Source organism: Rhizobium jaguaris (assembly GCF_003627755.1).
GTDB classification, from domain to species: Bacteria; Pseudomonadota; Alphaproteobacteria; order Rhizobiales; family Rhizobiaceae; genus Rhizobium; species Rhizobium jaguaris.
The window spans coordinates 697635-722497 of record NZ_CP032694.1 but is presented as its reverse complement, the minus strand read 5'-3'; the positions used below and the strand labels follow the sequence as shown (position 1 = coordinate 722497).

Annotated in this window: 24 protein-coding genes; 11 read left to right on the top strand and 13 right to left on the bottom strand. The window is 58.9% G+C overall.

From position 1 onward, the window contains the following. Window positions 1–147: 147 nt before the first annotated feature. Together CCGE525_RS03560 and CCGE525_RS03555 are read right to left on the bottom strand one after the other, a co-directional pair. Window positions 148–1815 carry an ATP-dependent nuclease gene (locus CCGE525_RS03560; protein ID WP_162950120.1) on the bottom strand — a complete coding sequence of 556 codons (1668 nt, stop codon included), beginning with the start codon at window positions 1813–1815 and terminating at the stop codon, window positions 148–150. A gap of 80 nt (window positions 1816–1895) precedes the next feature. Further along, a protein-coding gene (locus CCGE525_RS03555) for an IS3 family transposase (RefSeq protein ID WP_120703081.1) occupies window positions 1896–3115 on the bottom strand; the annotation gives its coding sequence in 2 pieces (ribosomal slippage) (window positions 1896–2779 and window positions 2779–3115; 1221 coding nt in all). Between the two features lie 470 nt (window positions 3116–3585). Here CCGE525_RS03555 and CCGE525_RS03550 point away from each other — a divergent pair. After that, window positions 3586–3801: a hypothetical protein gene (locus tag CCGE525_RS03550; protein ID WP_120703080.1), complete on the top strand. Its 216-nt coding sequence runs from the start codon at window positions 3586–3588 to the stop codon at window positions 3799–3801. A gap of 502 nt (window positions 3802–4303) precedes the next feature. Then, a complete protein-coding gene (locus tag CCGE525_RS03540) occupies window positions 4304–4603 on the top strand; it encodes a putative quinol monooxygenase (RefSeq protein WP_120703079.1) in 300 nt (99 codons plus the stop codon). A 94-nt stretch (window positions 4604–4697) separates the two neighbouring features. On the opposite strand, the gene CCGE525_RS38205 is transcribed toward CCGE525_RS03540, so the two are convergent. Both CCGE525_RS38205 and CCGE525_RS03535 read right to left on the bottom strand, forming a co-directional pair. Next, on the bottom strand, window positions 4698–4961 hold the full coding sequence (locus CCGE525_RS38205) for a hypothetical protein (RefSeq protein ID WP_162950119.1): 264 nt from the start codon (window positions 4959–4961) through the stop codon (window positions 4698–4700). A gap of 139 nt (window positions 4962–5100) precedes the next feature. Next, on the bottom strand, window positions 5101–6336 hold the full coding sequence (locus CCGE525_RS03535) for a LysR family transcriptional regulator (protein WP_120703078.1): 1236 nt from the start codon (window positions 6334–6336) through the stop codon (window positions 5101–5103). Window positions 6337–6788: 452 nt separating this feature from the next. Between CCGE525_RS03535 and osmF the strand changes: the two genes are divergently transcribed. The 5 genes from osmF (at window position 6789) to CCGE525_RS03510 (ending at window position 11302) form a co-directional block, all read left to right on the top strand. Continuing rightward, complete coding sequence (osmF, locus tag CCGE525_RS03530; RefSeq protein WP_120703077.1) at window positions 6789–7697, top strand: glycine betaine ABC transporter substrate-binding protein OsmF; 909 nt, start codon at window positions 6789–6791, stop codon at window positions 7695–7697. 127 nt (window positions 7698–7824) lie between these two features. Continuing rightward, window positions 7825–8991, top strand: a complete 1167-nt coding sequence (locus CCGE525_RS03525) for an ABC transporter permease (RefSeq protein WP_120703076.1) — start codon at window positions 7825–7827, stop codon at window positions 8989–8991. Continuing rightward, complete coding sequence (locus CCGE525_RS03520) at window positions 8988–9935, top strand: ABC transporter ATP-binding protein (RefSeq protein WP_120703075.1); 948 nt, start codon at window positions 8988–8990, stop codon at window positions 9933–9935. Before CCGE525_RS03525 ends, CCGE525_RS03520 begins: the two co-directional genes overlap by 4 nt. After that, entirely contained in the window at window positions 9932–10681 is a 750-nt protein-coding gene (locus CCGE525_RS03515; protein WP_120703074.1) for an ABC transporter permease, read from the top strand. Before CCGE525_RS03520 ends, CCGE525_RS03515 begins: the two co-directional genes overlap by 4 nt. A 225-nt stretch (window positions 10682–10906) precedes the next feature. After that, window positions 10907–11302: a VOC family protein gene (locus CCGE525_RS03510; protein WP_120703073.1), complete on the top strand. Its 396-nt coding sequence runs from the start codon at window positions 10907–10909 to the stop codon at window positions 11300–11302. Between the two features lie 58 nt (window positions 11303–11360). Here the strand turns inward: CCGE525_RS03510 and CCGE525_RS03505 are convergent, their stop codons facing one another. Continuing rightward, window positions 11361–11756 (bottom strand): PRC-barrel domain-containing protein, encoded by a 396-nt coding sequence (locus CCGE525_RS03505; RefSeq protein WP_120703072.1) that lies wholly within the window; start codon window positions 11754–11756, stop codon window positions 11361–11363. Window positions 11757–12117: 361 nt separating this feature from the next. Between CCGE525_RS03505 and CCGE525_RS03500 the strand changes: the two genes are divergently transcribed. Both CCGE525_RS03500 and pgi read left to right on the top strand, forming a co-directional pair. Next, window positions 12118–13815, top strand: a complete 1698-nt coding sequence (locus tag CCGE525_RS03500) for a long-chain-fatty-acid--CoA ligase (protein WP_120703071.1) — start codon at window positions 12118–12120, stop codon at window positions 13813–13815. A gap of 173 nt (window positions 13816–13988) precedes the next feature. After that, a complete protein-coding gene (pgi, locus tag CCGE525_RS03495) occupies window positions 13989–15614 on the top strand; it encodes a glucose-6-phosphate isomerase (protein ID WP_120703070.1) in 1626 nt (541 codons plus the stop codon). A 362-nt stretch (window positions 15615–15976) separates the two neighbouring features. On the opposite strand, the gene CCGE525_RS03490 is transcribed toward pgi, so the two are convergent. The 3 genes from CCGE525_RS03490 to CCGE525_RS03480 form a co-directional block, all read right to left on the bottom strand. Then, entirely contained in the window at window positions 15977–16903 is a 927-nt protein-coding gene (locus CCGE525_RS03490) for a carbohydrate kinase family protein (protein WP_120703069.1), read from the bottom strand. A gap of 74 nt (window positions 16904–16977) precedes the next feature. Then, the gene (locus CCGE525_RS03485; RefSeq protein WP_120703068.1) at window positions 16978–17679 is read right to left on the bottom strand and encodes an orotate phosphoribosyltransferase; all 702 of its coding nucleotides are present in this window, start codon (window positions 17677–17679) and stop codon (window positions 16978–16980) included. A 103-nt stretch (window positions 17680–17782) separates the two neighbouring features. After that, window positions 17783–18463, bottom strand: coding sequence for a TetR/AcrR family transcriptional regulator (locus CCGE525_RS03480; RefSeq protein WP_120703067.1), 681 nt, complete (start codon window positions 18461–18463; stop codon window positions 17783–17785). 99 nt (window positions 18464–18562) lie between these two features. Between CCGE525_RS03480 and CCGE525_RS03475 the strand changes: the two genes are divergently transcribed. Both CCGE525_RS03475 and CCGE525_RS03470 read left to right on the top strand, forming a co-directional pair. Further along, complete coding sequence (locus tag CCGE525_RS03475; protein WP_120703066.1) at window positions 18563–19393, top strand: Rossmann-fold NAD(P)-binding domain-containing protein; 831 nt, start codon at window positions 18563–18565, stop codon at window positions 19391–19393. Beyond that, window positions 19390–19869 (top strand): anthrone oxygenase family protein, encoded by a 480-nt coding sequence (locus CCGE525_RS03470; RefSeq protein WP_120703065.1) that lies wholly within the window; start codon window positions 19390–19392, stop codon window positions 19867–19869. Before CCGE525_RS03475 ends, CCGE525_RS03470 begins: the two co-directional genes overlap by 4 nt. A gap of 7 nt (window positions 19870–19876) precedes the next feature. Here the strand turns inward: CCGE525_RS03470 and CCGE525_RS03465 are convergent, their stop codons facing one another. The 5 genes from CCGE525_RS03465 to CCGE525_RS03445 form a co-directional block, all read right to left on the bottom strand. Next, the gene (locus tag CCGE525_RS03465) at window positions 19877–21055 is read right to left on the bottom strand and encodes a GGDEF domain-containing protein (RefSeq protein WP_120703064.1); all 1179 of its coding nucleotides are present in this window, start codon (window positions 21053–21055) and stop codon (window positions 19877–19879) included. Between the two features lie 181 nt (window positions 21056–21236). Then, a complete protein-coding gene (gene pyrC / locus CCGE525_RS03460; RefSeq protein WP_120703063.1) occupies window positions 21237–22277 on the bottom strand; it encodes a dihydroorotase in 1041 nt (346 codons plus the stop codon). 98 nt (window positions 22278–22375) lie between these two features. Continuing rightward, the gene (locus tag CCGE525_RS03455) at window positions 22376–23008 is read right to left on the bottom strand and encodes a nucleoside triphosphate hydrolase (protein ID WP_120703062.1); all 633 of its coding nucleotides are present in this window, start codon (window positions 23006–23008) and stop codon (window positions 22376–22378) included. Continuing rightward, entirely contained in the window at window positions 23005–23814 is an 810-nt protein-coding gene (locus tag CCGE525_RS03450; protein WP_205587422.1) for an ATP-binding cassette domain-containing protein, read from the bottom strand. Before CCGE525_RS03450 ends, CCGE525_RS03455 begins: the two co-directional genes overlap by 4 nt. After that, complete coding sequence (locus CCGE525_RS03445) at window positions 23790–24854, bottom strand: ABC transporter permease (RefSeq protein ID WP_120703061.1); 1065 nt, start codon at window positions 24852–24854, stop codon at window positions 23790–23792. Before CCGE525_RS03445 ends, CCGE525_RS03450 begins: the two co-directional genes overlap by 25 nt. Window positions 24855–24863: the final 9 nt, after the last annotated feature.

Here is a 24863-nt window from a genome sequence, read left to right as displayed (position 1 = left end):
CGAAAGAATTGAAATCCGTCGCGCGAGCAACCACACGGTCTTTTGTAGCGCCATCTCGATTGGCTCTTCGGCCTTTCGATCGGGTGAAACTGTTTCACGCCCATTGGCACTGCCAAAAAGCCATAAGGTGCTTAGACATCCGCCCCACTAAACCGGAATTCCTCTACGGTCTTTGTTTTTCATCCACGAAGATATGTCCCCGATAAAATCCCAAACGTCGCCGGCTGTGGGCTTTACGTATCCTTCAGAGTTTGGATCGCTGCCCATTTTCTCAAATATATTGCGAAGCCATTTCTGCTTTGAACGCTCAACGTCCAGATCGGTCAACCAGTTCTCAACCTCGCCACGCGCGACAACGAAAAGGCCATAGCGCGCCAGATCAGCCAATAGGTTTTGCGCCATTTCTAGGTCGCCGTTTGTAAGCAAGATAATACCGCCCTCCTTTTTGTAGTCTTTCTGCGTGTCCTGAAGAGCCTTCAGAGTTGCGGTACGTCTATTTGCATATGCGTTAAGTTCACCGACCGGCATGCCGATAGCATTGAGGTGCTTCGTCCATTCAGAGCCTCCGTCCTTCAACACGTCTATATCCACGACACCGGCAGTCGGAATACCAAGCTTCCTTAATGGAGCGACAATTCTAGGTATGGTCTGTTTGTTGTCTGCGTTTAGGAACAAGGTACGTGGCGCTCCGCGTGCATCACCTTGCGCGAGTAATCGTTCATTTATCTCTTGATAGAAGGCCCGGTCAGCATTTGCCTCACCCACCAGAACGCAATCGAAGAACAGACCTTCCAACACGCCTACCGACCTTAGCAACGGGTCTTGCATTAAAGTTTTTAAATCCGCGCTCGGCAACAACCGTGCGGTCCCAGCACCGTTTTGATATGTGAGACGGATGATATTCACTTCCGCGCCAGAAGAAATTGCCCCCATCAGAAACTGTGCACTGTGAGTGGAGGCGTATATGTGTTTCCGCTCATCAACGGCACCTTTTGCAAGTTCCTTTCCAAGGGTGAACGCTAAGCTTGGATGAAGGAAGGCCTCAGGCTCATCGACAGTGATGACCTTCGGCTGGCCTACGTGAAGCTGCAATAAGATGCCCGCAAACGCCTTTACGCCGTCACTAACATTTTCAATGCCCTTCGCGGCCTGCATGTAAGCAAGAGTGACCTCCTCAAGAGAACGCTCATTTGGCGGGGGAGACGACCCGAACCGAACATTGAGTTGATCGCCCACCGACGCGTCCAACACAAATTGCAGACCCGTCGCATCGTAGACCAGTTTGCGCAATGCAGAGCGTCTTTCATCGTCGACGAGCAATCTTGCAAATGCGGTTTCCGGATTTTTTAGATCGCCGCGAGCTTGGGGGTTAACCAATTGAATTCTGGACGGACCATCTAACGCTAGTAGAAACGCATTAGCATAGGTTGCGAACATCTGCCGCAGTCCCATCTGTGGGTTGTTTGGTGCCCGTAGCGCGTTAATGAACTGTGGCTTGTGGATCTGCATGCGACCTTGAGGGACCTTGATCCACTGGTGGTCAGGAAAAACGGTTTCACCAAATGTCGGCTCAACTCTCATTTGTTGAAGTTCGTACAATGCCTGCTCTTCCGTAAATGGCAAGAACTCAACATCTTCAACCACAAGTCCGCCTACGTTTTGTCCGCTGGCGAAAAAATTCCTTATTTCGCGCAGTGATTGGCTTTTTCCGGAGTTATTCGGCCCCACGAAAATAGTCACGGAAGGGGGCGTAGCAATCTCGAGGGCGGGCTGATTTGCGGCAGAACCAAATTTAAATTTTATTGAAGAGAGCATTAGAGGTCGACCTTTTTTGCATCTTAAATTTGTACAATGCTCATTGCGTTGTGGAGTTGCCCCCAAAAGACCGGACATGCTCAGGTTTGAGATTGCGAGTTGATGAACTCGCGCGGCGATTGATATCCTAAAGCACTGTGCGGGTGAAGATTGTTGTAATGCTCGAACCAGAACGGCAGTTGAGCGATGACGGTTTCAGCATCCGGGGTTGGATTGACCGAGACGTAGTCGCGCTTGAAGGTTTTGACGAACGCCTCGGCCATGCCGTTCGATTGCGGGCTTCGCACCGGTGTCGTGCAAGGTTCCATGCCGATCTCGCGGAGCAAGGATGCCGTGTCCCTAGCGATGAAGCAGGAGCCGTTGTCGGTGAGCCATTCGATGGGCTCGGATAGCATGTTGATGCGGCCGAAGCGGTTCTCGACAGCGGTGATCACGAGGTCCTGCACGTCTTCGCTCTTGATGCCTTCGGTGGTGGCGACATGGGCAATTGCCTCGCGGTCGCAGCAGTCGAGGGCGAAGGCGACGCGGACCTTCTCTTTGTTGTCGCAGCCGATCTCGAAGCCGTCGGAGCACCATCTGATGTTTGAACGCTCGACGGCGACCCGGCCGTCATGAAGGCGATCATCGACCGCTCCGGTATGACGCACCAGTAGCAGATTGTGCAGCTTCATCACCCGGTAGACGCGCTTGGCATTCGGCCATGAACGCCCCAGTTTCCGGGCATTCCGACGCAGGATGGCATGGACACGCCGATAGCCGTAGGTAGGCGTATCGGCGATGACGGCCTTGATGTCCTCCACCAGCTCGCGATCAGGTAGTGGCGGGCGTCCTCTGGCTTTGGAAGGGGAGCCTGCGGCACGCGCGGCGATATTCGAGCGGGCGACACCTAGAGTTTCGCAGACGGTCTTCATTCCAAAATCCCCCTCGGAAGAGAGAGCGAGCGCAACAGATGTTTTTTTGGGCCACCGGCGATTTCGAGGGCTTCCTTCAGGATTTCGCTCTCCATCGTCTTCTTGCCCAACAGGCGTTGCAACTCCTTCACCTGGGCCTGAAGCGCTCGGTATTCGGAAGCCGGAACGACTTCCTCTTCGGCGGCCGTCGCCGTCAGTGCCCCTTGGGACGCCAGCTTGCGCCAGGCGAACAACTGGTTCGGCTGGATGCCATGCCGACGCGCGACGATGCTCACCGTCGCGTCCGCCTCATAGGTCTCGTGGATGATTGCCAGCTTCTCTGCCGTGCTCCAGCGCCGCCGACGTTCCGGCCCGGCGAGGACTTCCATCTTAAAATTGCTGCTAGTCATATTACCAACATTACTCCTACCCACTTAGCTAAGTGGTGGAGCATGTCCGGGCCTTTCGGGGGCTAATTCACGTTGCAATTCAAATTTTCAGTATCTAGGGTCAAATTCGCACTTTATTTCTATCTGAGCGCCGCAACAACGCCGCCTTGCAGCTAGCATTTAGAGGTGCGTTTGCTGGTATGTTGCTCCACGCCTATTACTCGTATAGGAAACTGGAACGCGAAAGTGAGACATCGTGGCTCACTACCCTCCTGTAGGGGTCGTTTGTATTCAACGCCTTAGATTTCAGGAAATGCCTCACGTAAGCGGCACCATTTTTCTCCCATAAAAATAAGATAGTTATACCGTTAGAAGTTCTTGAGCTTTTTTATGCTAATGCCTCGCGTCGCGACCGATGCGATCGAGCATAGGCAAGCTTCTCTGACTTCGCACCACTCGCTGACACCTTGAATGCTATCGCGGAGAATATCATGACCCCAGAACGCTTTTCTGAATGCCTTTTGCATATCCGTTGGACGCCGATCAATTTGGCAAGCGCCCTGCAATGCGATTTGTCGTGGGTGGAGGCGATGGAAGCGGGGAATGCCGAAGTGCCGGATGGACTGGCAGCATGGCTGGAAACTCTCGCGCAATGCCATGAAGCGGCTGGCGTTCCAACGACATATCGTGGGCGTGGGCACGATTGACCGGGCGTGGTCTTGGTATGAGGTGTGCACGGTTTGGATGATAGGAAAGCCAAAAATAGTAGTTGACTTATAATAAGTTCAACTTAGTGATTTATGATCTGGTTGGATTTGACCCCTGATCGGATCGTACAGCAGCTCGACCGTCTGACCGGTCGGGCTGCTGTTTTCGAAACCGGGAAATGCGGTTCAAGCGGCAAGGGACTTGGCGATGATTGCTATGCCCTGATGAACAGGGCTCCCACCAAGCCAAAAACCACGATCGACTGCAATATGAACATTGGCCATTCAGCTGACATCGGCATCCTCCCGTCTTTTTTATGAATATAAGGAAGCACTAGTATTTGGCGATTGTCATGTAATCACTTTGATTGCGCCCCGGCTGCACCGAGGTGAAGTCAAGCGTTCGATCGCCGTCTATTTGTGATATTCGTCGCAACCGCGCGCAATCTGCGCAATCCGACCCCTTGCCTCAGCATCATCCCATCCATTCAAAGGAAACATCATGATCCACGTTCTCGCTATCCTTACCGCGCTGCCGGGCAAGCGTGCCGCCGTGCTCGAAGCCTTTCAGGCGAATGTCCCGGCTGTGCACGCCGAAGACGGCTGCATCGAATATACCGCCGTGGTGGATGTCGAGGGCGCCAATCCCGCGTTCGGTCCCGATACATTCGTGGTGGTCGAAAAATGGGAAAGCATGGCCGCGCTCAAGGCACATGCCGCCTCGGCGCATATGGCGGCCTGTGGGGAGAAGGTGAAGGACCTGATGGCGGCGCATGCCGTGCATGTGCTGAACCCGGCCTGATCTCACCTCGCGGAAGCCGAACAACTATGCCCACGGCGCCTTCTGGCGCCGTTCTTCATCTTATCCTGCCTGCCGGCGCGGGCTGACCACCCGCTCAGTACCACGGGCTGTAATAGCGGTCGCTCCAATAAGGGCGATGCCAATAACGGTAGTGCCCATACCCATAATACGACCCATAATACGGGCTGCCCCAATAGCGGTCACGATAATAATCGCGATAGTAGTAGTGACGATAGCCGTAGCTTGGCCCGACATAGACGCCGAAGCCAGGCGAGATCACCACGCTGGGGCCGCCGTAGTGGTGGTGCCAATGGTGATAGTGATAGTAATGGTAAGCCTCAGCATTGGTCACTGGCAAAGCGAGGATACCCAGCGCCACTAACGCTGTTGAGATGATCCTCATTTCTCTTCTCCTTGAACGCACCCGCAAGACCGGCGACACCTGCGCCGGCCCGGGTGGCACTGTCCCCGCACAAACAGGGACATTAAGATAACGCTCAAGGGGAAGGCATGGTTCCGGATGGCTGGACGCTATCGACTTTCGGCCTGCCCACCAGCTCCCGCACCGCCTCCTGGATCAGCCGGCAGGCGTCGATCGAAGCTCGACGGCCGTTGTGGGCGAGGTGATAGGACAGCGGCAGCACGTGGTCCGGGTTGACGATCCGGACCTTGTCGGCGATCGGTGCGGCACTGACGCGGCCGAGAAATGAAACATAGCCGTGATTGGCGACAAGATCGACGATGACGGGCAGCGAGTCGGCCGAGGTGATGTCGCGGCCGCGAAACCGGCGGCGGTCGCCGCTGTCAAAACCGAAAGCCATGGCGGCATTGCCGATGCCGGTGCGCGGGCTCGGCACGCAGAGCGGATGGTTTTCGACCAATGCCGTCAGGGTCTGCTCCGTGCTGTCAGGCGGTGCGATCGCCACCATGTCGGTCGCCACCAGTTCCATATGCTCGAAAGCGTCGAGGCCGAAGACGGAATCGACAATGGCGACATCGATGCGGCCGGACCTCAGCGCCTCACGCAGATCGTCGGCGGTCATCAGCATCAGGGACAGCGTGTTGCGGTTGCCGCTGATGTTCCAGCGCGCCACGAGGCTGGCAAGCGAGCGGGCTACCCAGCTCTCCGATCCCGTCGGGATGATCGACCCGATGCGCACGGCGCGCGCCGTCCGCTGAAATCGCTCGTCCGCCGCCGCCTTCATCTCATCCCATGCCTGGGCGATACTGGCGAGGATCGCATAGACGTCGCGGCCTGCATCAGTCAGCACAGAGCCCTGCGCCTGACGTTCAAACAGGCGGCAGCCGAACAATTCTTCCAGATTGGCAATTTGCAGCGAAAGTTGCGGCTGACCAAGACGCAGACGGCGGGCCGCGCGATTGATGCTGCCCTGATCGGCGACCTCAAGGAAACGCTCGATGGTGGCGATCTTCAACGGAAGGCGAGCCGCCCATTGCGCATAGTTCTCCGGCGCGGGCGGCTCCTTCGTCAATGCCGAGAGCTGCCGCATGGCCGACAGGATCGGCTGCAGGCTCTTCTGTACCTTAGAACTGGCGAGCAGGGTGGCAAGTTCTCCGGATGCTCGTTCGACGAGCTTCATTGCCAGTTCGGTCTCCAGCCGCCGCAGCGCGCTCGACACGGTCGAGGCCGAGAAAGACAGCCTGCGCGCGGTCTCCCTGACGGAGCCAATCGAAAAAACCGTATCGGCGATGAACAATGCCCCGAGATACAAACCGAGTCGTCCTTTCAAGCCTGCCGCACGCCTCTCTCTTGCATGCCGCCAATTCAGACACCGCGACGATATGACGTGTTCTCAAAAAAAGATATCCCAAACCCGAAAAGCTATGACTATCGTTTGATCGCCACCTAAATGATCCTGCCGTCAGCAAGAGATCGGAACGGCGGCGAAACGGGTCAGGGGAACAAAAACAAACGCACTTGCCCCCGAAAAAAGAAATCTAATTTCGCGCTTATGCCGGGCACTCTCGTCATAATTGCGCGGCGACTGCAGGCGAGACTGGCGTGTCATCGATTTTTCGGCGGCGAGCACTATCTCCCAGACGCAGACAGGACTTCGCATGCGGGTTCTTCGGCCCGCAGTCATATGTGGCGTGTCCGGGGACCGGATTTGAACCGAACGGATACGCCAGACAAACGGTTCAACGGGGTACAAAGGGAAACATCATGTTCAAGAAGCTCGCACTCGCCGCCGCGCTCACGGCTTTCGTCGCCAGTGGCGCCAGCGCCGCCGACGTCGTGGTCTCGTCGAAGATCGATACGGAAGGCACGCTGCTCGGCAATATCATCCTCGCCGCGCTCAATGCCAACGGCATCAAGGCGCAGGACCGCATCGCGCTGGGCACGACGCCCGTTCTGCGCAAGGCGATCACGGCAGGTGAAATCGACATCTATGCCGAATATACCGGCAATGCCGGCTTCTTCTTCAACAAGGCCGACGATCCGGCTTGGAAGAACCTGCAGCAAGGCTATGACCAGGCGAAGAAGCTCGACTACGACGCCAACAAGATCGTCTGGCTGACGCCCTCGCCTGCCAACAACACCTGGGCGATTGCCGTTCGCAACGACGTTGCCGGTCCGGCGAAACTGAAGACCATGTCCGATTTCGGCAAATGGGTTGCCGGCGGCGGCCCCGTGAAGCTTGCGGCGTCTTCCGAGTTCGTCAACTCGCCGGCGGCTCTGCCGGCTTTCCAGACGACCTATAGCTTCCAGATCAAGCCCGACCAGGAAGTCGTGCTCTCCGGCGGCGACACCGCGGCAACGATCAAGGCTGCGGCCGACCAGACCAACGGCGTCAACACCGCCATGGTCTACGGCACGGACGGCGCCATCGAGGCGGCTGAACTGACGGTTCTCGAAGACGACAAGAGCGTGCAGCCAGTCTATGCGCCAACGCCGATCATCCGCGAAGCCGTGCTGAAGGCCAACCCGAAGATCGAAGTGGTTCTGACCCCGATCTTCAAGGGCCTGACCGCCGACGTGCTGCGCAAGCTAAACGGCCGCATCCAGGTCGATGGCGAGCCGGCTAAGTCCGTTGCCGAATCCTACCTCAAGGAAAACGGCTTCCTAAAGTAAGACTTTACCAACTCCCCTCGCGGCTCCACTTTGATAAGGTGGAGCCGCAGCCATATTTGATGAGGCTTGATCCTATCCAAAAACCGCTTCGTATTTTTTGGGATCATGCGCTGACGGAGCTTGCTTGATGGAAGATGCACTTGCGGTCCGCAGGGTGGACCGTCTTGGAATGGTGCTGGTGGCCGGTGGCCTCCTGGCGGCGGCGTCGATGCCGTTCATCATCGTCAAGGCAAACCGCATTGCCGCCGGCAAGCCGCAATTGCTGACACAGCTCCTTGCCCAGCCGGTCGCACTGGCGCTGCTTATTCTTCTCGTTGCTACCGCGCTTGCCGCTCTTTTCCTGCGCAACCAGCTCGTCCGCCTCGGCATCGCCACGCTCGCCATCGCCCTTCTGATCATCACGCTCGGCCTCGTCTCGACCGCGGCCACTCCGGCCGGCAGCACCGTAGCGCGCATCACGCCGGGCGGCTCCTTTTGGGTACTGCTCGCCGTCATCGGCCTGGTGATCTCGGATGCGCTGGTGAAGCTGCAACTGACGCCATGGCTTCGGGTCGCCTCGCTCGCGCTCTATGCCGCGATACTCGGCGTCATCCTCAAATCCGGTCTGCTCGACAATCTGTCGATCATGAAGGAATACGCCAACAATGCCGACAAATTCTGGAACGAGGCGCTTGGCCATGTGTTCCTGTCGCTCGGCTCGGTCGCCATCGCCATCGTGCTCGCCTTGCCACTCGGCATCTTCTGCTATTGGCAGCCGAGACTTCGCGCCGTCGTGCTGCGCGGCCTGAGCCTGGTGCAGACCATTCCGAGCCTGGCTCTGTTCGGCATTTTGATGCTGCCGCTCGGCTATATTGCCACTCATGTCCCCTTCGCCGCCGCGATCGGCATCCAGGGCATCGGCACCGCGCCGGCCCTGGTGGCGCTGGTGATCTATTCGCTGCTGCCGATCGTCGCCAATACCGTCGTCGGGCTTGCCGGCGTCGATCCCTCCGTACGCGATGCCGCCGCCGGCATGGGGCTGACGCGCCGGCAGATCCTCACCGGCATCGACCTGCCACTCGCCTTCCCGGTCATCCTGACCGGCATCCGCATCGTGCTGGTGCAGGCGATCGGCCTCGTGACCGTGGCGGCGCTGATCGGCGGCGGCGGTTTCGGCCTCTTCATCTTTCAGGGCATCGGCCAGACGGCTAATGACCTGGTGCTGCTCGGCGCCGTGCCGACGGTCTTTCTTGCCTTCTCATCGGCCGTCATCCTCGATGCGGTCATCGACAGCATCCGAGGACAAAGCGCATGACCACCATGATCGAGCTGAAAGGCGTGACCAAGCGCTACGGCAATGCCGCCGTGGTCGACAATGTCAGCATGAGCATGGAAAAGGGCACGATCACCGTCATCGTCGGCACCTCCGGCTCCGGCAAGTCGACGCTGGTGCGCATGATCAACCGGCTGGTGCCGAACTCGGCCGGCCAGATTTCAGTCGGCGGCAAGGATGTCATGAGCGTGCCGGCCACCGAGCTTCGCCGCCGCATCGGCTATGCCATTCAAGGCCATGGCCTGTTTCCGCACCGGACCGTGGCGCAGAACATCGCGACCGTGCCGCAACTGCTCGGCTGGGACAAGGCGCGCATTGACCGGCGCGTTGAGGAATTGCTCAATCTCTTCCATCTCGATCCCGGCACTTTCGCAGCGAAATATCCGAGCCAGCTCTCCGGCGGCCAGCAACAGCGTGTCGGCGTCGCCCGTGCGCTCGCGGCCGAGCCGGAAGTGCTGTTGATGGATGAGCCTTTCGGCGCGCTTGATCCCGTCATCCGCGGCAAGGCGCAGGACGATCTTCTGGCGATCCAGAAACAATTCGGCACGACCATCGTCCTCGTCACCCACGATATGGATGAAGCCTTCCATCTCGGCGACAAGATCGCCGTCATGAGCGAAGGCAAGCTGTTGCAATGCTCCGAACCTGGGAAGATCCTGACCGAGCCGGCCGATCCCTTCGTGCAGCAACTGACGGGCACTTCCGACCGGGCGCTAAAGCTGATGTCGCTGCTGCCGCTCAAGGAGAGCATGCAGCCGCTGCGACCGGGCCTCGGCTACAGCCTGCCGCAAACCCTCAATCTACGCGACGCGCTAGCTGAGATGATCTGGCAGGGTGCTGACGAGGCCGCTGTGGAAGACGACCGCAAAGTGCCGGTCGGCTCGATATCCATGCGGCATTTGATCGAGCTGGGCCGCAAAGCATGAAGTTTCTGACCGCCAACATCTTCCGGTTCCTGGCGCTGGCACTGCTTCTGGTGCTGCTGTTCCGGCCGGAATGGCTGATGCCGATCCTGGCGCCGCTCACCAAATTCGGCGCATCGCCGATCTATACACAGAACAGTTTGGTGGGTCTCGCGATCAGCCATATGGAGCTGATCCTCATCTCGATTGCCGCCAGCGGCATTCTCGCCGTGCTCGGCGGCATCTTCGTCACCCGCAAGAGCGGCGCCGATTTCCTGCCCCTGTCGCGGGCGATCGCCAATGCCGGCCAGACCTTTCCTCCGGTGGCGGTGCTCGCGCTCGCCATCTCCACCACCGGTTTCGGCGCGGTGCCGACGCTGATAGCACTTTTCCTCTACGCGCTTCTGCCGATCTTCGAAAATACCGTTGCCGGTCTGCAGCAGGTTCCGGCCTCCGTGCTCGACGCGGCTGACGGCATGGGCATGAATGGCTGGCAGCGGCTGTTTCAGGTCGAACTGCCGCTCGCTCTGCCGCTGATCATCGAAGGGTTGAAGATCGCCACCGTCATCAACATCGGCACGGCGACGATCGGCTCGACTGTCGCGGCGAAGGGGCTCGGCGAAGTCATCATCGCCGGCCTGATCAACGACAATACCGCTTTTATCCTGCAAGGCGGTTTGATCGTCGGCCTCATGGCGGTGCTGATCTATGACGGCATGGAACTGATCGAAACCGCCGTCACTCGCAAGATCGGCTTGCAGCCCCAGTGATTTCGCGGCCAGAGCATCCCGCCTTCAGGTACCACCTGCAAGCGGATAAGATACTCTAGATTCAAAAGACTAGAACAATCTTTGTGCGTTCAAATGAACCTACGGCGTTCTAGGGCGATATGGCTCTGACCGTTTGCGTGCGCGATCTTGTCCAAAAATCGCTTCGCAGTTTTTTCGGCTTCATGCTTTACATCGTAGCCCACATTTGGCGCCAGGGAGGTGCGTATGGCGAAAATGATCCATTCGATGATCCGAGTCCTCGATGAGGCGCGCTCGATCGATTTCTACAGCAAGGCTTTCGGGCTCTCGGTCGCCGACCGCGTCGGCTTCCCGACCTTTACGCTGATCTATCTCAGCAATGCCGAGACCGGTTTCGAACTGGAATTGACCGTCAATCAGGGTCGAATCGAACCCTATGCGCTCGGCGACGGCTATGGCCATCTCGCTGTTTCAGTCGACGAACTTCGGGACGAGCACGCGCGTTTCACCGAGCTCGGTCTGAACCCCGGCAAGATCATCGAGCTCAATCGCGATGGAAGACTTTTCGCCCTATTTTTCTTCGTCACCGATCCCGATGGCTACAAGATCGAAGTGGTACAAAGGAACGGGCGGTTTCAATAAAAGCCGCAGAACCAAAGCCCCGCGAAGGCGGGGCAGTCCGGCATGACTATTTGTGTGCCTACATCCAGTAGGGCGGCACGCCGAAATAGTCGTGGCTCTTATGGCCATGATCCTTATGGACGAGGGTATCGTCCTTGCTGGCGAAACGACAAGCCTTTTCGACGTCGTTTTTGGTCATATTGATACGGTAGCCGTCAATGCGGGCGTCATAGCGCAGCTTTTCCCACGGCAGCCGGTAGTGATCCTGGCCGATGCCGAAAAAGCCGCCGAAGCTCAAGATGATGAAAGCGATACGTCCATCGCTTTTTTCCATCATCAGGCGCTCGATATGACCGATCTGTTTGCCGTCGGATCCAAAGACCTTCGACCCCTCGACCCGATCGCAAGCAACCAGCATCGACATGTCCTTGATATAAAGATCGCGGCTCATCGTATCGGCACTCTCTTTATGCATGTGCGCACCTCCTCTTGGATACGCTTCACATAAACTTTTGGAGCGTCCGATCCGCCTTAAGCGTTTACGGGGGGCAGCACGATGCTCCGGTGGGTTCTCGCCTCACGGCCCTATTAACGCGCTGTCTCGGCAAAAGTTCCAGCACTTTTTTCACACTTATTAAAAATTGGTTAACGCCCGGGGTTTATTGACGTTTACGTCAAAGTTAGTATAGCTTTTTGTTGCTGCTCTAAGTCTTTAGGTGAGGGTAAAGCGGCAGTGCTATCGAAAAGCTGGAGACTTTTCCGACAAGCAGTGCCACGCTACAAAGCCGCCGCTCGGCGAAGGCTGAGCGGGATGATGCGTCAAGGAGGAAGTACGCATGAATTCAGTTTCCGCTCCTTCGGATGGACCGGCGATCAATAAGATCTGGCTCGCGTCCTACCCGGACACCGTGCCGGCCGAGTTGCCGCCGTTGGAGCACGCATCGCTTGCCGAACTGCTGGAGGAAAGTTGCGCGCGCTATGCGGATCGGCTCGCTTTCACCAGCATGGGCAAATCGATCACCTATCGCGACCTCGACACGCAAACGCGCAAGATCGGTGCCTGGTTGCAGAGTCTCGGTCTGAAAAAGGGCGACCGCGTCGCCGTCATGATGCCGAATGTGCTGCAGAACCCGATCGCCGTTTACGGCATCCTTCGCGCCGGATTCGTCGTCGTCAACGTCAACCCGCTTTACACCCCCCGCGAACTTGAACACCAGTTGCGCGATTGCGGTGCCAAGGCGATCTTCGTGCTCGAAAACTTCGCGCACACGGTCGAGCAGGTGCTGGCGCATACCGATGTGCGCCACGTCATCGTCACCTCGCTCGGCGAGATGCTGGGGCTGAAGGGCCATATCGTCAATTTCATCGTCCGCAAAGTGAAGAAGCTGGTACCGGCCTGGTCCATTCCCGGTCATCGCAGGTTCATGGCCGTACTCGACGAAGGAGCAAGGCTGCCGCTGAAGCCTGCCGATCTTACCAGCAGCGACATCGCTTTCCTGCAATATACCGGCGGCACGACCGGCATTGCCAAGGGCGCAATCCTGACCCATGCCAACCTGCTTGCCAATCAATTGCAGTTGTTGCTGTGGTTATCAGCCGCTTACAGCAACAAGACGCGGCCCGAAACACTGACCTTTGTCTGCGCACTGCCGCTCTACCACATTTTCGCGCTGACGGTGAATTCGCTGATGGGCATGTCGCTCGGCGGACATAACGTGTTGATCGCCAATCCGCGCGACATTCCGGCCTTCGTCAAAGAGCTTGGCAAATACAAATTCGACCTGTTTCCCGGCCTCAACACGCTGTTCAACGCGCTGATGAACAACGTGGAATTCGCCAAGCTCGACCTGTCGGGGACCTGGACGCTGGCTGGTGGCATGGCCGTGCAGCGGCCGGTCGCCGAACGCTGGCAGAAGATGACAGGTTCTTGGATCACTGAGGGCTATGGCCTTTCGGAAACCTCGCCGGTCGCCAGCGCCAACCGCTTCGACAGTCCGGACTTCACCGGCACGATCGGTCTGCCGATCACGGGGACCGATTTCGACATTCGCGACGAGGATGGCAATTCGCTGCCGCTCGGCGAGGTCGGCGAAATCTGCATTCGCGGGCCGCAAGTCATGGCCGGCTATTGGAAGCAACCGGCAGAGACCGCCAAGGTGATGACTGCGGACGGCTTCTTCCGAAGCGGCGATATGGGATTCATGAACGAGCGCGGCTACACCAAGATCGTCGACCGCAAGAAGGACATGATCCTGGTCTCCGGCTTCAACGTCTATCCGAATGAGATCGAGGAAGTTGCCGCCACGCATCCGGGTATTCTCGAAGCTGCGGCAATCGGCGTACCGGACGTGCATTCCGGCGAGGCCGTCAAGCTTTTCATCGTCAAGAAAGACCAGGCGCTGACCGAGGCGGAGGTCAAGGCGCATTGCACCGCAAACCTCACCAATTACAAGCGGCCGCGCTTCATTGAATTCCGCACGGAACTGCCGAAATCGAATGTCGGCAAGATCCTGCGAAAGGAATTGCGTGGCTGACATAATTTTATGTCATTCGGTAAGCCGCTCGCCTTTAACCGCGAGCGGCTTTTTTCGCTTTTACCGGTGCGCGAACTTGATTTACCCCTTACAAAGCGAATAGTTTCCGCGACCAACTCAGAGTGCCCTGCCCTCGCCAGACGGCCAGTGGCGCGAACCGCAAGGAGCCCCCCATGAACGCCCTCGTCGAACAACTGAAGAGCACCGCAGCGGCCACCAAGGCCACCGATATCCGCGCCGCCTTCGCCGCCGACTCCAAACGTTTTTCCCGCTTCAGCGCTTCGCTCGACGATCTGCTGATGGACTATTCCAAGACCGCCGTGAACGACGAGATCTTCGCGCTTCTCGAGAAGCTCGCCACCGAAGGTGGCATCGCCGCCAAGCGCGACGAGATGTTCTCGGGCGTAGCCATCAACTTCACCGAAAACCGCGCCGTTCTGCACACAGCGCTGCGCAACCGTTCCAACACGCCCGTCCTCGTCGACGGCAAGGATGTGATGCCCGATGTCAACGGCGTGCTTGCGGCCATGGGCAAGTTTGCCGACGGCATTCGCTCAGGCGTGCTGAAAGGCGCGACCGGCAAGGCGATCACCGACGTCATCAATATCGGCATCGGCGGCTCCGACCTCGGCCCGGTCATGGCGACACTGGCGCTTGCCCCCTTCCATGACGGCCCGCGTGCGCATTTCGTCTCCAACATCGACGGCGCCCATATCGCCGATATCCTCAAGCTCGTCTCGCCGGAAACGACGCTGTTCATCGTCGCGTCCAAGACCTTCACCACCATCGAGACGATGACCAACGCCCAGACGGCGCGCAACTTCATCGCCAAGGCGCTCGGCGAAGCTGCCGTTCGGCATCATTTCGCCGCTGTCTCGACGGCACTCGACAAAGTCGCCGCCTTCGGCATCGACAGCGAGCGCGTCTTCGGCTTTTGGGACTGGGTCGGCGGCCGCTACTCGATCTGGTCGGCCATCGGCCTGCCGCTGATGATCGCCGTCGGTCCTGAGAATTTCGGCAAGTTCCTCGACGGCGCGCATGCGATGGACAATCATTTCCGCAAGGCGCCGTTCAAGGAAAACCTGCCGATGCTGCTCGGCCTCATCGGCTTCTATCATCGCAACGTGCTGGGTTACGCAACCCGCGCCATTCTGCCCTACGACCAGCGCCTGTCACGCTTCCCGGCCTATCTGCAGCAGCTCGACATGGAATCGAACGGCAAGGGCGTTACCATCGACGGCACGCCGGTCGAGGGTAATTCCGGCCCGGTCGCCTGGGGCGAGCCCGGCACCAACGGTCAGCATGCCTTCTACCAATTGATCCACCAGGGCACGAGCATCATCCCGGCCGAATTCATGATCGCCGCCAATGCCTTCGAGCCCGACCTACGTCATCAGCACCAGTTGCTGATGGCCAACTGCGTGGCGCAGTCGGAAGCCCTGATGAAGGGCCGCACCTTCGCAGAAGCCAAGGCTCAGCTCACTGCCAAGGGCATGGACGACAAGAAGGCCGATTTCATCGCACCGCATCGCGTCTTCACCGGCAACCGTCCGTCGATCACTTTCGTCTACGATAAGCTGACGCCCTTTGCGCTCGGCCGCCTGATCGCGCTTTACGAGCACCGCGTCTTCGTCGAGGGCGTACTGTTCCGCATCAATTCCTTCGACCAGTGGGGCGTCGAGCTCGGCAAGGAACTGGCAACCGGCCTGCTGCCGGTGATCGAAGGCAAGGAAAGTGCTGCCGGCCACGATTCCTCGACGCAGGGCCTGGTGGCTGCGCTGGCAAGTCGCGCGAAGTAAGTCTCTTCGACCAAAAATAAGATGGCCCCGTCTGTTGCATCAGGCGGGGCTTTTTGGTGATGGGACTTGGCGCGAAAGTGCGGCAAACCCGAGGGTTATCTCGCCCTTGGCGGGCGAGAAAGCAATTTCACTGGTTTAGGAATTGCGATACGGGAAGCTCTGCATATTCAAAAGCTTCTCGCAATTTCTAAGTCATTGAAATTGCGAGAGCGGGGGGGCCGTTTCTTGCGCTGATCCGCTGGAAATTGGTCACGCCCCTGCCTACCCCCGCCCTAGCAATTTCTAAGAATTAGACGAGGGACAAGCCCTCGCCTAACCCTAAGAAATTGCTTTCCCGCCCGCCAGGGGCGGGATAGGACCTCTTAAAGCCCGATCTCATGCGCCCAAGGCGGGTTGGCGCCTGCGCGGGAAACGGTCACGGCTGCAGCCTTCGCGCCGAGCGCCAGTGCATCCCGCAGCGCCTTTTCGTCGAGGCCGGCAACCTGCGCCTTGGTCAGCAGATCATTCATTTTCAGCGATGCCAGGATGCCGGCGTCAAACGTGTCACCTGCCCCCACGGTGTCGACGACGGTGACCCGTTCGCTCGGGACCGTGACCTTCAACGACTTCGTGTAACCGATCGCGCCTTGCGCACCCTTGGTAATGACGACCAGCTTGGCGCCCTGGTTCAGCCAGTGAGCGGCGAGTTCGTCATGGTTTCCGGCAATGCCGAACCATTCCAGATCCTCATCGGAGAATTTCAGGATGTCGGACATAGAGACCATCCGATTGAGGCGAGCCATATGAGCTGCCTTGTCCTTTATGAACCCGGGACGGATGTTCGGATCGAGCGAAATAACGCGGCTCTGGTGTTCGCGCTTCATCAGCGCTTCGTAGGTCGCGCCGCAGGGATCTGGAATCAGGCTGATCGCGCCGAAATGCAGCGCCTCGCAATCATCGCCAAGTGTGGGCAGATCGGCTTCAGTGATCATTCGGCCAGCCGTGCCTTCATCGTAGAAGGCATAGGTCGCCTGGCCATTGACGAGCTTGACGAAGGCAAGCGTCGACGGGCGAGGCGTAATGGCGCAATAGCTGAAATCGACCTTGGCGGCCGAAAGTGTCTCACGCAGGATATCGCCCATCATGTCGTCGGCAAGGCCGGTGAAGAAGCCCGTCGGCACGCCGAGACGGCCAAGTGCGATCGCGGTGTTGAAGATCGCGCCGCCGGCATAGGGCGCAAAGGCCCTTTCGCCCAGCGTCGTATCCCGCGGCAGCATGTCGATCAAAGCTTCGCCACAGCACAATATCATTCCGGCCTCCTGCAGAGCGTCTGTCGGTCTAGTTCCATAAATCGATTAGATATTTTTGCGGCAAAAGCAAAGCGTTACTTTGTTGCCAGTTCCGATACGCCGCCGTTCCGGCCGGACCAGGCGAGCGGAGCATTGAGGAATGCCTCGACTTCCCCGAGCGTCTTATCGTCGAACAGCTTCTGTGCCTTGGCGACAGCAAGCACGTCGCGCCAGGTGGCGATATGGTGCAGCCGAACCTTGCCGTTGGCAAACCGTTCTTCCGCTTCCGGGAAGATGTCGTAGTAAAACAGCGCGATGCCGTGCTCGACGATGCCGCCGGCGGCGCGAACGGCGTCGATGAAGGTGAACATGCTGCCGCCCGCCGTCGTCAGATCCTCGATGACCAGCACGCGGGCGCCATCTGGCATATGGCCCTCGATCTGCGCATTACGGCCATGGCCCTTCGGCTGCTTGCGGACGTAGATCATCGGCAAATCGAGACGCTCAGCGAGGAAAGCGGCGAAGGGAATGCCCGCCGTCTCGCCGCCGGCGATGCAATCGAACTGCTCGAAACCGGCGTCACGCATAACGATGCTGGCGGCGAAATCCATCACCGTCGAGCGGATGCGCGGGTAGGAAATCAGCTTGCGGCAATCGATATAGACCGGGCTCGCCATGCCGGAGGCGAATTTATAGGGCTTATCGGCGCTGAAATGCACCGCCTTGATCTCCCAAAGCATCTTCGCCACCAGTTCGGCCATGACGGCGCGATCGGAAAATGTCATTTGGGTGGTCATGCGGAGCCTCCTTCGCTCTTAGGACATTCCTGCGGCAATAGCAGCAAGTGGCCGGGGTTTCCAGCCGGACGAAGGGATTTGTATCGCCCGTTTTTCGGCGCTTCTATTTCATTCGTTGCGGCGTCGACAGCCTCTCTGCAACAGCGCCGATATCGGCGGGCAGCATTGCCTTGAAAAGGGCGATCGCCTTGTCGCCTTCCTCTTTCTCGATCGAAATCGCATAGCGGACGGCAGCGGCGACCAATTGCATGGTCAATCGTGCGATCCGCGCCAGTTCTTCGCAATCGCGCTCCGGCCACAGACGGCGCAGCACTGCGAGAAAAGCCTGGGAGTGCCATTCCATATCTTCGTCGTCGATCTCCTGGAGAAGCTTGTCCGCCTGCGTCGCATGCCAGATATCGCGCATGACGGGCTCGTCGAGAAACATCGCATAATAGCCATCGACAATGCGACCAACGGCAGCCTGGAGCTCATCGGCACTCGCTATCGCCGCCAGCTCGTCTCCGACACATTGCCGCCCTTGTTCGTTGAAGCGTTCGGCCAGGACGCGGATGATCGCCGTCTTGTCGGGGAAGTATTGGTAGAGCGAACCGAAGGATACGCCGGCCTTTTCGACGATCTCGCCCATTCGCAATGCGTCGCTGCCATTCTTTTCGATCAGCTCCATCGCAACGGATAATATCCGCTCGACGCGCTCGCGGCCGCGCTGCTGGCTCGGGATTCGGCGCGGTGTCCCCGCCTCGTCCTTGCTGCGCCTGCGTTTCACAAACGGTTCCTGCACCATGCCACCACTCGTCCATCATTCTTGACAGACGATATAAGAGAGTTTATCACATTTCGCAAATGAGAGAATTTATCACATTTCAGATGAGAGGAGCCTGACATGCGTATTTCAACAGTCGCCATCATCGGCGGATTGGGAAAAACCGGCAACCGTGTCGCCAAGCGTCTGAAAGATCGCGGCATCGATGGCCGCGCAGCTTCGCGCTCAACCACACCCAGCTTCGATTGGCAGGACAGCAGTACGTGGCACGCAGCGTTGACCGGCGTTTCCGCCGCTTATGTCACCTTCCAGCCGGATCTTTCCGTCGCCTGGGCAGCCGAAGCCATATCGGCCTTCGCGGAGACGGCAGCTAACGCGGGTGTCGGGCACATCGTGCTGCTCTCCGGCCGTGGCGAGGATGGGGCCGTCCTCAGCGAGAACGGGCTGAAGGCGGTGGGTGTGGATTACACCGTGCTCCGCGCCAGTTGGTTCAACCAGAATTTCAGCGAAGGCGCCTTTCTGGACGGGCTTCGCCAAGGAAAGCTGGCGTTGCTGGTCGGCGACGTGCCTGAGCCCTTCGTCGATGCCGACGATCTTGCCGACGTGGCGGTCGAGATTCTGACCAACCCTCACCATCGCAATCAAACCTATGAGCTGACGGGACCCCGTTCCCTGACGTTTCGCGATGCCGTTTCCGAGATCGCGGCGGCTTCCGGCCGGGCCATTGAGTATGAGACGGTCCCGGTAGATGCCTTCATCGCCGAGATGACGGCAGCGGGTCTGCCGCCAGAGACGACCGATCTTTTGCATGAGCTTTTTACGCAGGTTCTGGATGGCCGCAATTCAGACGTCATGGATGGCGTTCGACAGGTCCTCGGGAGGCCGCCTCGGGATTTTTCCGACTATGTACGTGAAACCGCCGCAACCGGCATCTGGAGTGTGCAGCCATGACCTACCCGATCACAAATATCGCCCTCATCGCCGCCGCACTCGGCAGCGGTCTCATCGCCGGCATCTTTTTCGCCTTCTCAACGTTCATCATGCAGGCCTTCGCCAGGCTTCCCGCCGATCAGGGCATCGCTGCCATGCAGTCGATCAACACGACGATCCTGCGCTCGCCGTTCATGGTGGTGTTTCTTCTGACTGTCGCGCTGTCGGTGTTCATTGCGGTGATGGCGATCGTGTATTGGCGGGGCGGCGTCAGTATCCTGATGATTGCCGGGGCGGTGCTCTATATCGTCACCACCTTCCTGTCGACGATCGTCTTCAATGTTCCTTTGAACGATGCCCTGGATAAGATCGATGGCCGCACTGCGGAGGCAGCCCAGTTATGGACCACCTATCTCAGCGAGTGGACAAGATGGAACCATGTGCGCACGGCGGCGTCCCTGCTGGCCGCCTGCGCTTTCGTCCGAGCTCTCTTTTAGCTAATCATCAAGATGCCGTGCGGGAGACGTCCGGCGGGACGGCATGCAGATGGACGGCAATTTCGACACGGTTTCGGCCGTTGCGCTTGGCCACATAAAGCGCCTTGTCGGCAGTGCTGAGGACGGCATCGAAACCGATGCCCTCGGCGGTGCCGAGCGCGATGCCGGCGCTGACCGTGCAGGTGAAAGACTTACCTTCCACGGCGACCTCGCGGGCAGCAAAAGCGGTGCGCACCCGCTCGGCGATCTGCTCTGCCCGGCCCGGCAGAGCGTTATCGAGTACAAGCGCGAATTCCTCGCCGCCAAGACGGGCCACGGTGTCGGAGGCCCGCAGACCGCTCGACAATTCCTGGGCAAAAAGCTTCAGCACGACGTCGCCGGCGGCATGGCCATGTTGGTCGTTGACGGACTTGAAGCGGTCGACGTCGAAGACGACCACTGCCATCGACGGGCCGAAAGGGCGTTGGCCATAGAGATCGAAGAGCGCGCGGCGGTTGAGCAATCCGGTCAGCTGATCGGTGATCGCCTCAAGGCGGTGATGCGCCGCCTGACGCCAGTGATGCAGCGCAAGCGACAAGGCACCGATGCCGGTCATGCCGGCAATGCAGATGGCAAGACTGAAATCCTCGGCCCAATTATCCGGCGCATGGCCGAGCACGAGGCTGCCGTTCCAGATCAGGACTCCCGCACACAGCACAAATGAGATGGCGGTCAACGTATAAAGCGCGGTAATCCCGTAGAGCGGCGTGGGTGCCTCCTGGCGGCTCAGCCAATATTCGCGCGCCGTCAGCAGTAGCAGCACCGCGACGACCGAGTTGTCGCCGATGAAAGCGAGGCCATCATAACCGGCAAGCATGGCCGGCACAGAGGCCGCAATGCCGGTCAGGCTTCCCAGCACAACGCGCGTCTTGGAAAACCGGCGCATGCGGAATTGGTATCCCGCCGCCCAAATAGTCGAAAAGCCGATAAAAAACAGAACGAAGGTCAGGATGGCGAGTGTCAGCCGCGGCTTGTCGACATAGGCGCCATAGCTGAAAATGCCTGCAACGATCGGTACAAGGCCAGCGGAACAGGTCAGCAGGAACGTCTCCGGCCGGCGGGAAAACCAGCTTCCACCCAGCGTCACCGCGAGACAGGATGCAGAAACGCCCAGGGCCAGCAGAAGAGAATTATAGTCAAGCTCCATGCTCTTCCTTCGACGGCTTCATTCCGCACCGTTGGGGATTAGCATTACGCTATCCTTCAAGGGGTATCAAATTGGTTACGGGGTCCGGTAAAGATCATGTATTTCAACGAAATATGCCCCGACAGTACTCCCAGAATTTTCAGATAAAAATACTATTTATTGGTGTACTAAATCGCTCTACTCAGCTCTCGACATCCCAATGCAAGGGGAACATCGGGTCGAATACAGTAACGGGGCCTGCCCGGGTTTCGATCTTGTCGGGAAAGGCCACCGATTCTGCGCGGCGAACCAGTGTAATCCGGTCCTCATTCACCGGCAGCGCATACCAGGCCGGGCCGTTGAGCGAGGCGAAGGCCTCGAGTTTGTCGAGCGCGCCTTCCTGTTCGAAGACGTGCGCCAGACAGCTCATCGTGTTGATCGATGTGTAGATGCCGGCGCAGCCGCAGGCGCATTCCTTCAGCGGATCGACATGCGGCGCGGAATCGGTACCGAGGAAAAACCGGGCGTCGCCGCTCGCGGCAGCTGCGCGCAGCGCCAGGCGGTGGCTTTCGCGCTTGGCGACCGGCAGGCAATAATAATGAGGCCGAATACCGCCGACAAGGATGGCATTGCGATTGATGATCAGATGGTGCGTGGTGATTGAGCCAGCGAGATTGGCCTTTGCCGACTTGATGTAGTCGATGCCGTCGGATGTCGTCACATGCTCCATCGTGACTTTCAGTTCGGGCAGGCGCCGACGCAGCGGATCGAGCACGGTTTCAATGAAAACGGCCTCGCGGTCGAAAATGTCCACATCCGGCGTCGTCACCTCGCCATGCACGCAGAGCGGCAGCCCGATCTTGGCCATGCGCTCCAGCACCGGCATCGCCTTCTCCATGTGCCGCACGCCGCCGTGGGAATTGGTCGTCGCACCGGCGGGATAGAGTTTAACGGCGGTGATAAGACCGCTTCTCTTGCCCTCCTCGACATCGTCGGGATCGGTGTGCTCGGTGAGATAAAGCGTCATCAGCGGTTGGAAACGGTGGCCCGCCGGCAATGCCTTCAGGATGCGTTCGCGATAGGCGGTCGCATCCGCAGTGGTGACGACGGGCGGCACCAGATTCGGCATGATGATGGCGCGGGCGAAATGCCTGGCGGTATCACCGATCACACCTTCCAGCATGGCGCCGTCGCGCAGATGCAGATGCCAATCATCGGGGCGGCGGATGGTGAGCTTTTGCATGGCAGCGACCTCTGGACTCGTCTGGTATCGTCGAGCCTCGATAGCACCATCCTATGCCGCAAAACAATCGAAGATGGGGCGGAAATGCCAGCTCGATATCAGTCCTGGACGATATCGATGGTGGTATCGGCCCTGCGGCGGTTTTCAAGGACGCGGCGACCGTTGGGCAAATCATTGCCGTAAACCTTGGCGCTCGCCGCTTCCTCGGTGAGATTATAGCCCCGCCAACGCTGCCACAGCCGCTCCTCCAGCACCTCAATCGGCGGCGCCAGCATGACCGTATAATCGAAAATGCCCTCGAGTTCCGCCCACTTGCCTTCGCTGAACAGCAGGTAGAGCCCCTCGACGATAATGAAGCGATGATCGGGCGACACAATGCGGGCCGACGCGATGGCGATCTCGCGCGAACGATCGAAGACCGGCACCAGCACCTCTTGATCGGCTGCATGCACTGCCTTGACGATATCGATAAATGCCCGAACGTCGAAACTTTCCGGCACGCCCTTGCGTGCCAGCAGTCCCTTTTCAATCAGCACGGCATTGTCCATATGGAAGCCGTCCATCGGCAGAACTTCGACGCTCTCGCCCTTGGCATGCAATACCTTGGCCAGATTGTCGGCCAAGGTCGATTTTCCGGCGCCGGGCGGGCCGGCGATCGCGACCAGGAATCGTTTGGCACTGCCGGCGCGCGCAATGATCTCGTCGGCAAGTGCCTCAGTCGCAGATGTCATGCAGCGACAGTCTCCGCCGGCGGTGCTTTGGCGCCGGTCATGAAGGCAACGGCATCGGACATGGAATATTCCTTGGGGTTGATCACGGTCAGACGACGCCCGAGGCGATGGATATGAATGCGGTCCGCCACCTCGAAGACATGCGGCATATTGTGCGAAATCAACACGATCGGCAAGCCGCGGGCACGCACGTCAAGGATAAGCTCCAGCACCTTGCGGCTTTCCTTGACGCCAAGGGCTGCCGTCGGCTCGTCCATGATGACCACCTTCGAGCCAAAGGCAGCAGCACGCGCCACCGCCACACCCTGGCGCTGGCCGCCAGAGAGCGTTTCCACCGCCTGGTTGATGTTCTGGATCGTCATCAGGCCAAGTTCGGTGAGCTTGTCACGAGCGCGCTTTTCCATCGCCGGCCGATCGAGCATGCGGAACCAGGAACCAAGGATGCCGGGTTTGCGGATCTCGCGGCCGAGGAACATATTGTCCGCGATCGAGAGCGCCGGCGACAGCGCCAGGTTCTGATACACCGTCTCGATACCAGCCTCGCGCGCTTCCATCGGCGACCTGAAGTGGACAGGTTTCCCGTCCAGCCTGATCTCGCCCTCGTCGGGCGTCGTCGCGCCGGAAATCGCCTTGATCAGCGAGGATTTGCCGGCGCCGTTATCACCGATGACGGCAAGGATTTCACCGGGGTAGAGGTCGAAATCGGCATTGTCCAGGGCGGTCACGCGTCCATAACGCTTGACGAGGCCGCGCGCCGTGAGAAGAGGTTCGCCAGTCGTGGTCATGCCGACACCTTTCTGATCCATTGATCGATCGCGACGGCGCCGATGATCAGGACGCCCGTCAAAAGAACCTTCCACTGCGGATCGGCTCCGAGCATGTTGAGGCCCATGGACACCACGCCGACGATCATCGCACCGAACAGCGTACCAAGGATCGAACCGCGGCCGCCGAAGAGCGAGATGCCGCCGATCACAGTCGCGGTAATCGCCTGAAGATTGAAATCAGTTACAGCCGAGGATGGCGAGATCGAGCCGTTGCGGCCGATCGAGACCCAGGCGGCAAACGCCGCGATCAATCCCGAAACGCCGTAGACGGCAAGCAGCACCTTCTTGGTCTGGATACCGGACAATTTTGCCGCTTCCGGATCATCGCCGACAGCATAGACATGCCGACCCCAGGCCGTGTGATTGAGAACATACCATAGGCCTACCACCAGCAGCACCATGGCAATGACGCCGAGGGTCAGCACCGCGCCGCCAAGCCGGAAGCTGATCGCGAAGAAATGCAGGAGCGGCGCCTGTTCGTCGACATCCGTGTCGCGGATGGTCTCATTGGCGGAATAGATGAAATTCGTCGCCATGACGATGTTCCAAGTACCGAGCGTCACAATGAAGGGCGGCAGCTTCATATTGGCGACAAGGAAACCATTGAGCAGCCCGCAGACGCCGCCCGCGGCCATGCCGGCAAGAATAGCAATCGGCGTCGGCATGCCGTAGGTTATGGCGCAGTTGCCCATGATGACGGCGGAAATGACCATGATCACGCCGATCGAAAGATCGATGCCGGCGGTCAGAATGACCAGCGTCTGCGCCGCGCCGAGAATGCCGACGATGGCGATCTGCTGCAGGACGAGTGTCAGCGTGTAGGCGGAGAAGAAGCGCCCGCCGATGGCAATGCCGAAGATGATGATTGCCACCACCAATACGATCAACGGCACAGCGGCCGGTGTCGAATGCAAGAAATGCTGTGTGCGTTTGAGAAGAGTGACATCCTGGTGTTCAAACGAGGCGACGTTCTTGTCGCTGCCGTCGAGAACACGCTCGAATTCCTGTGCTCCGGTCATTGTTTTCCT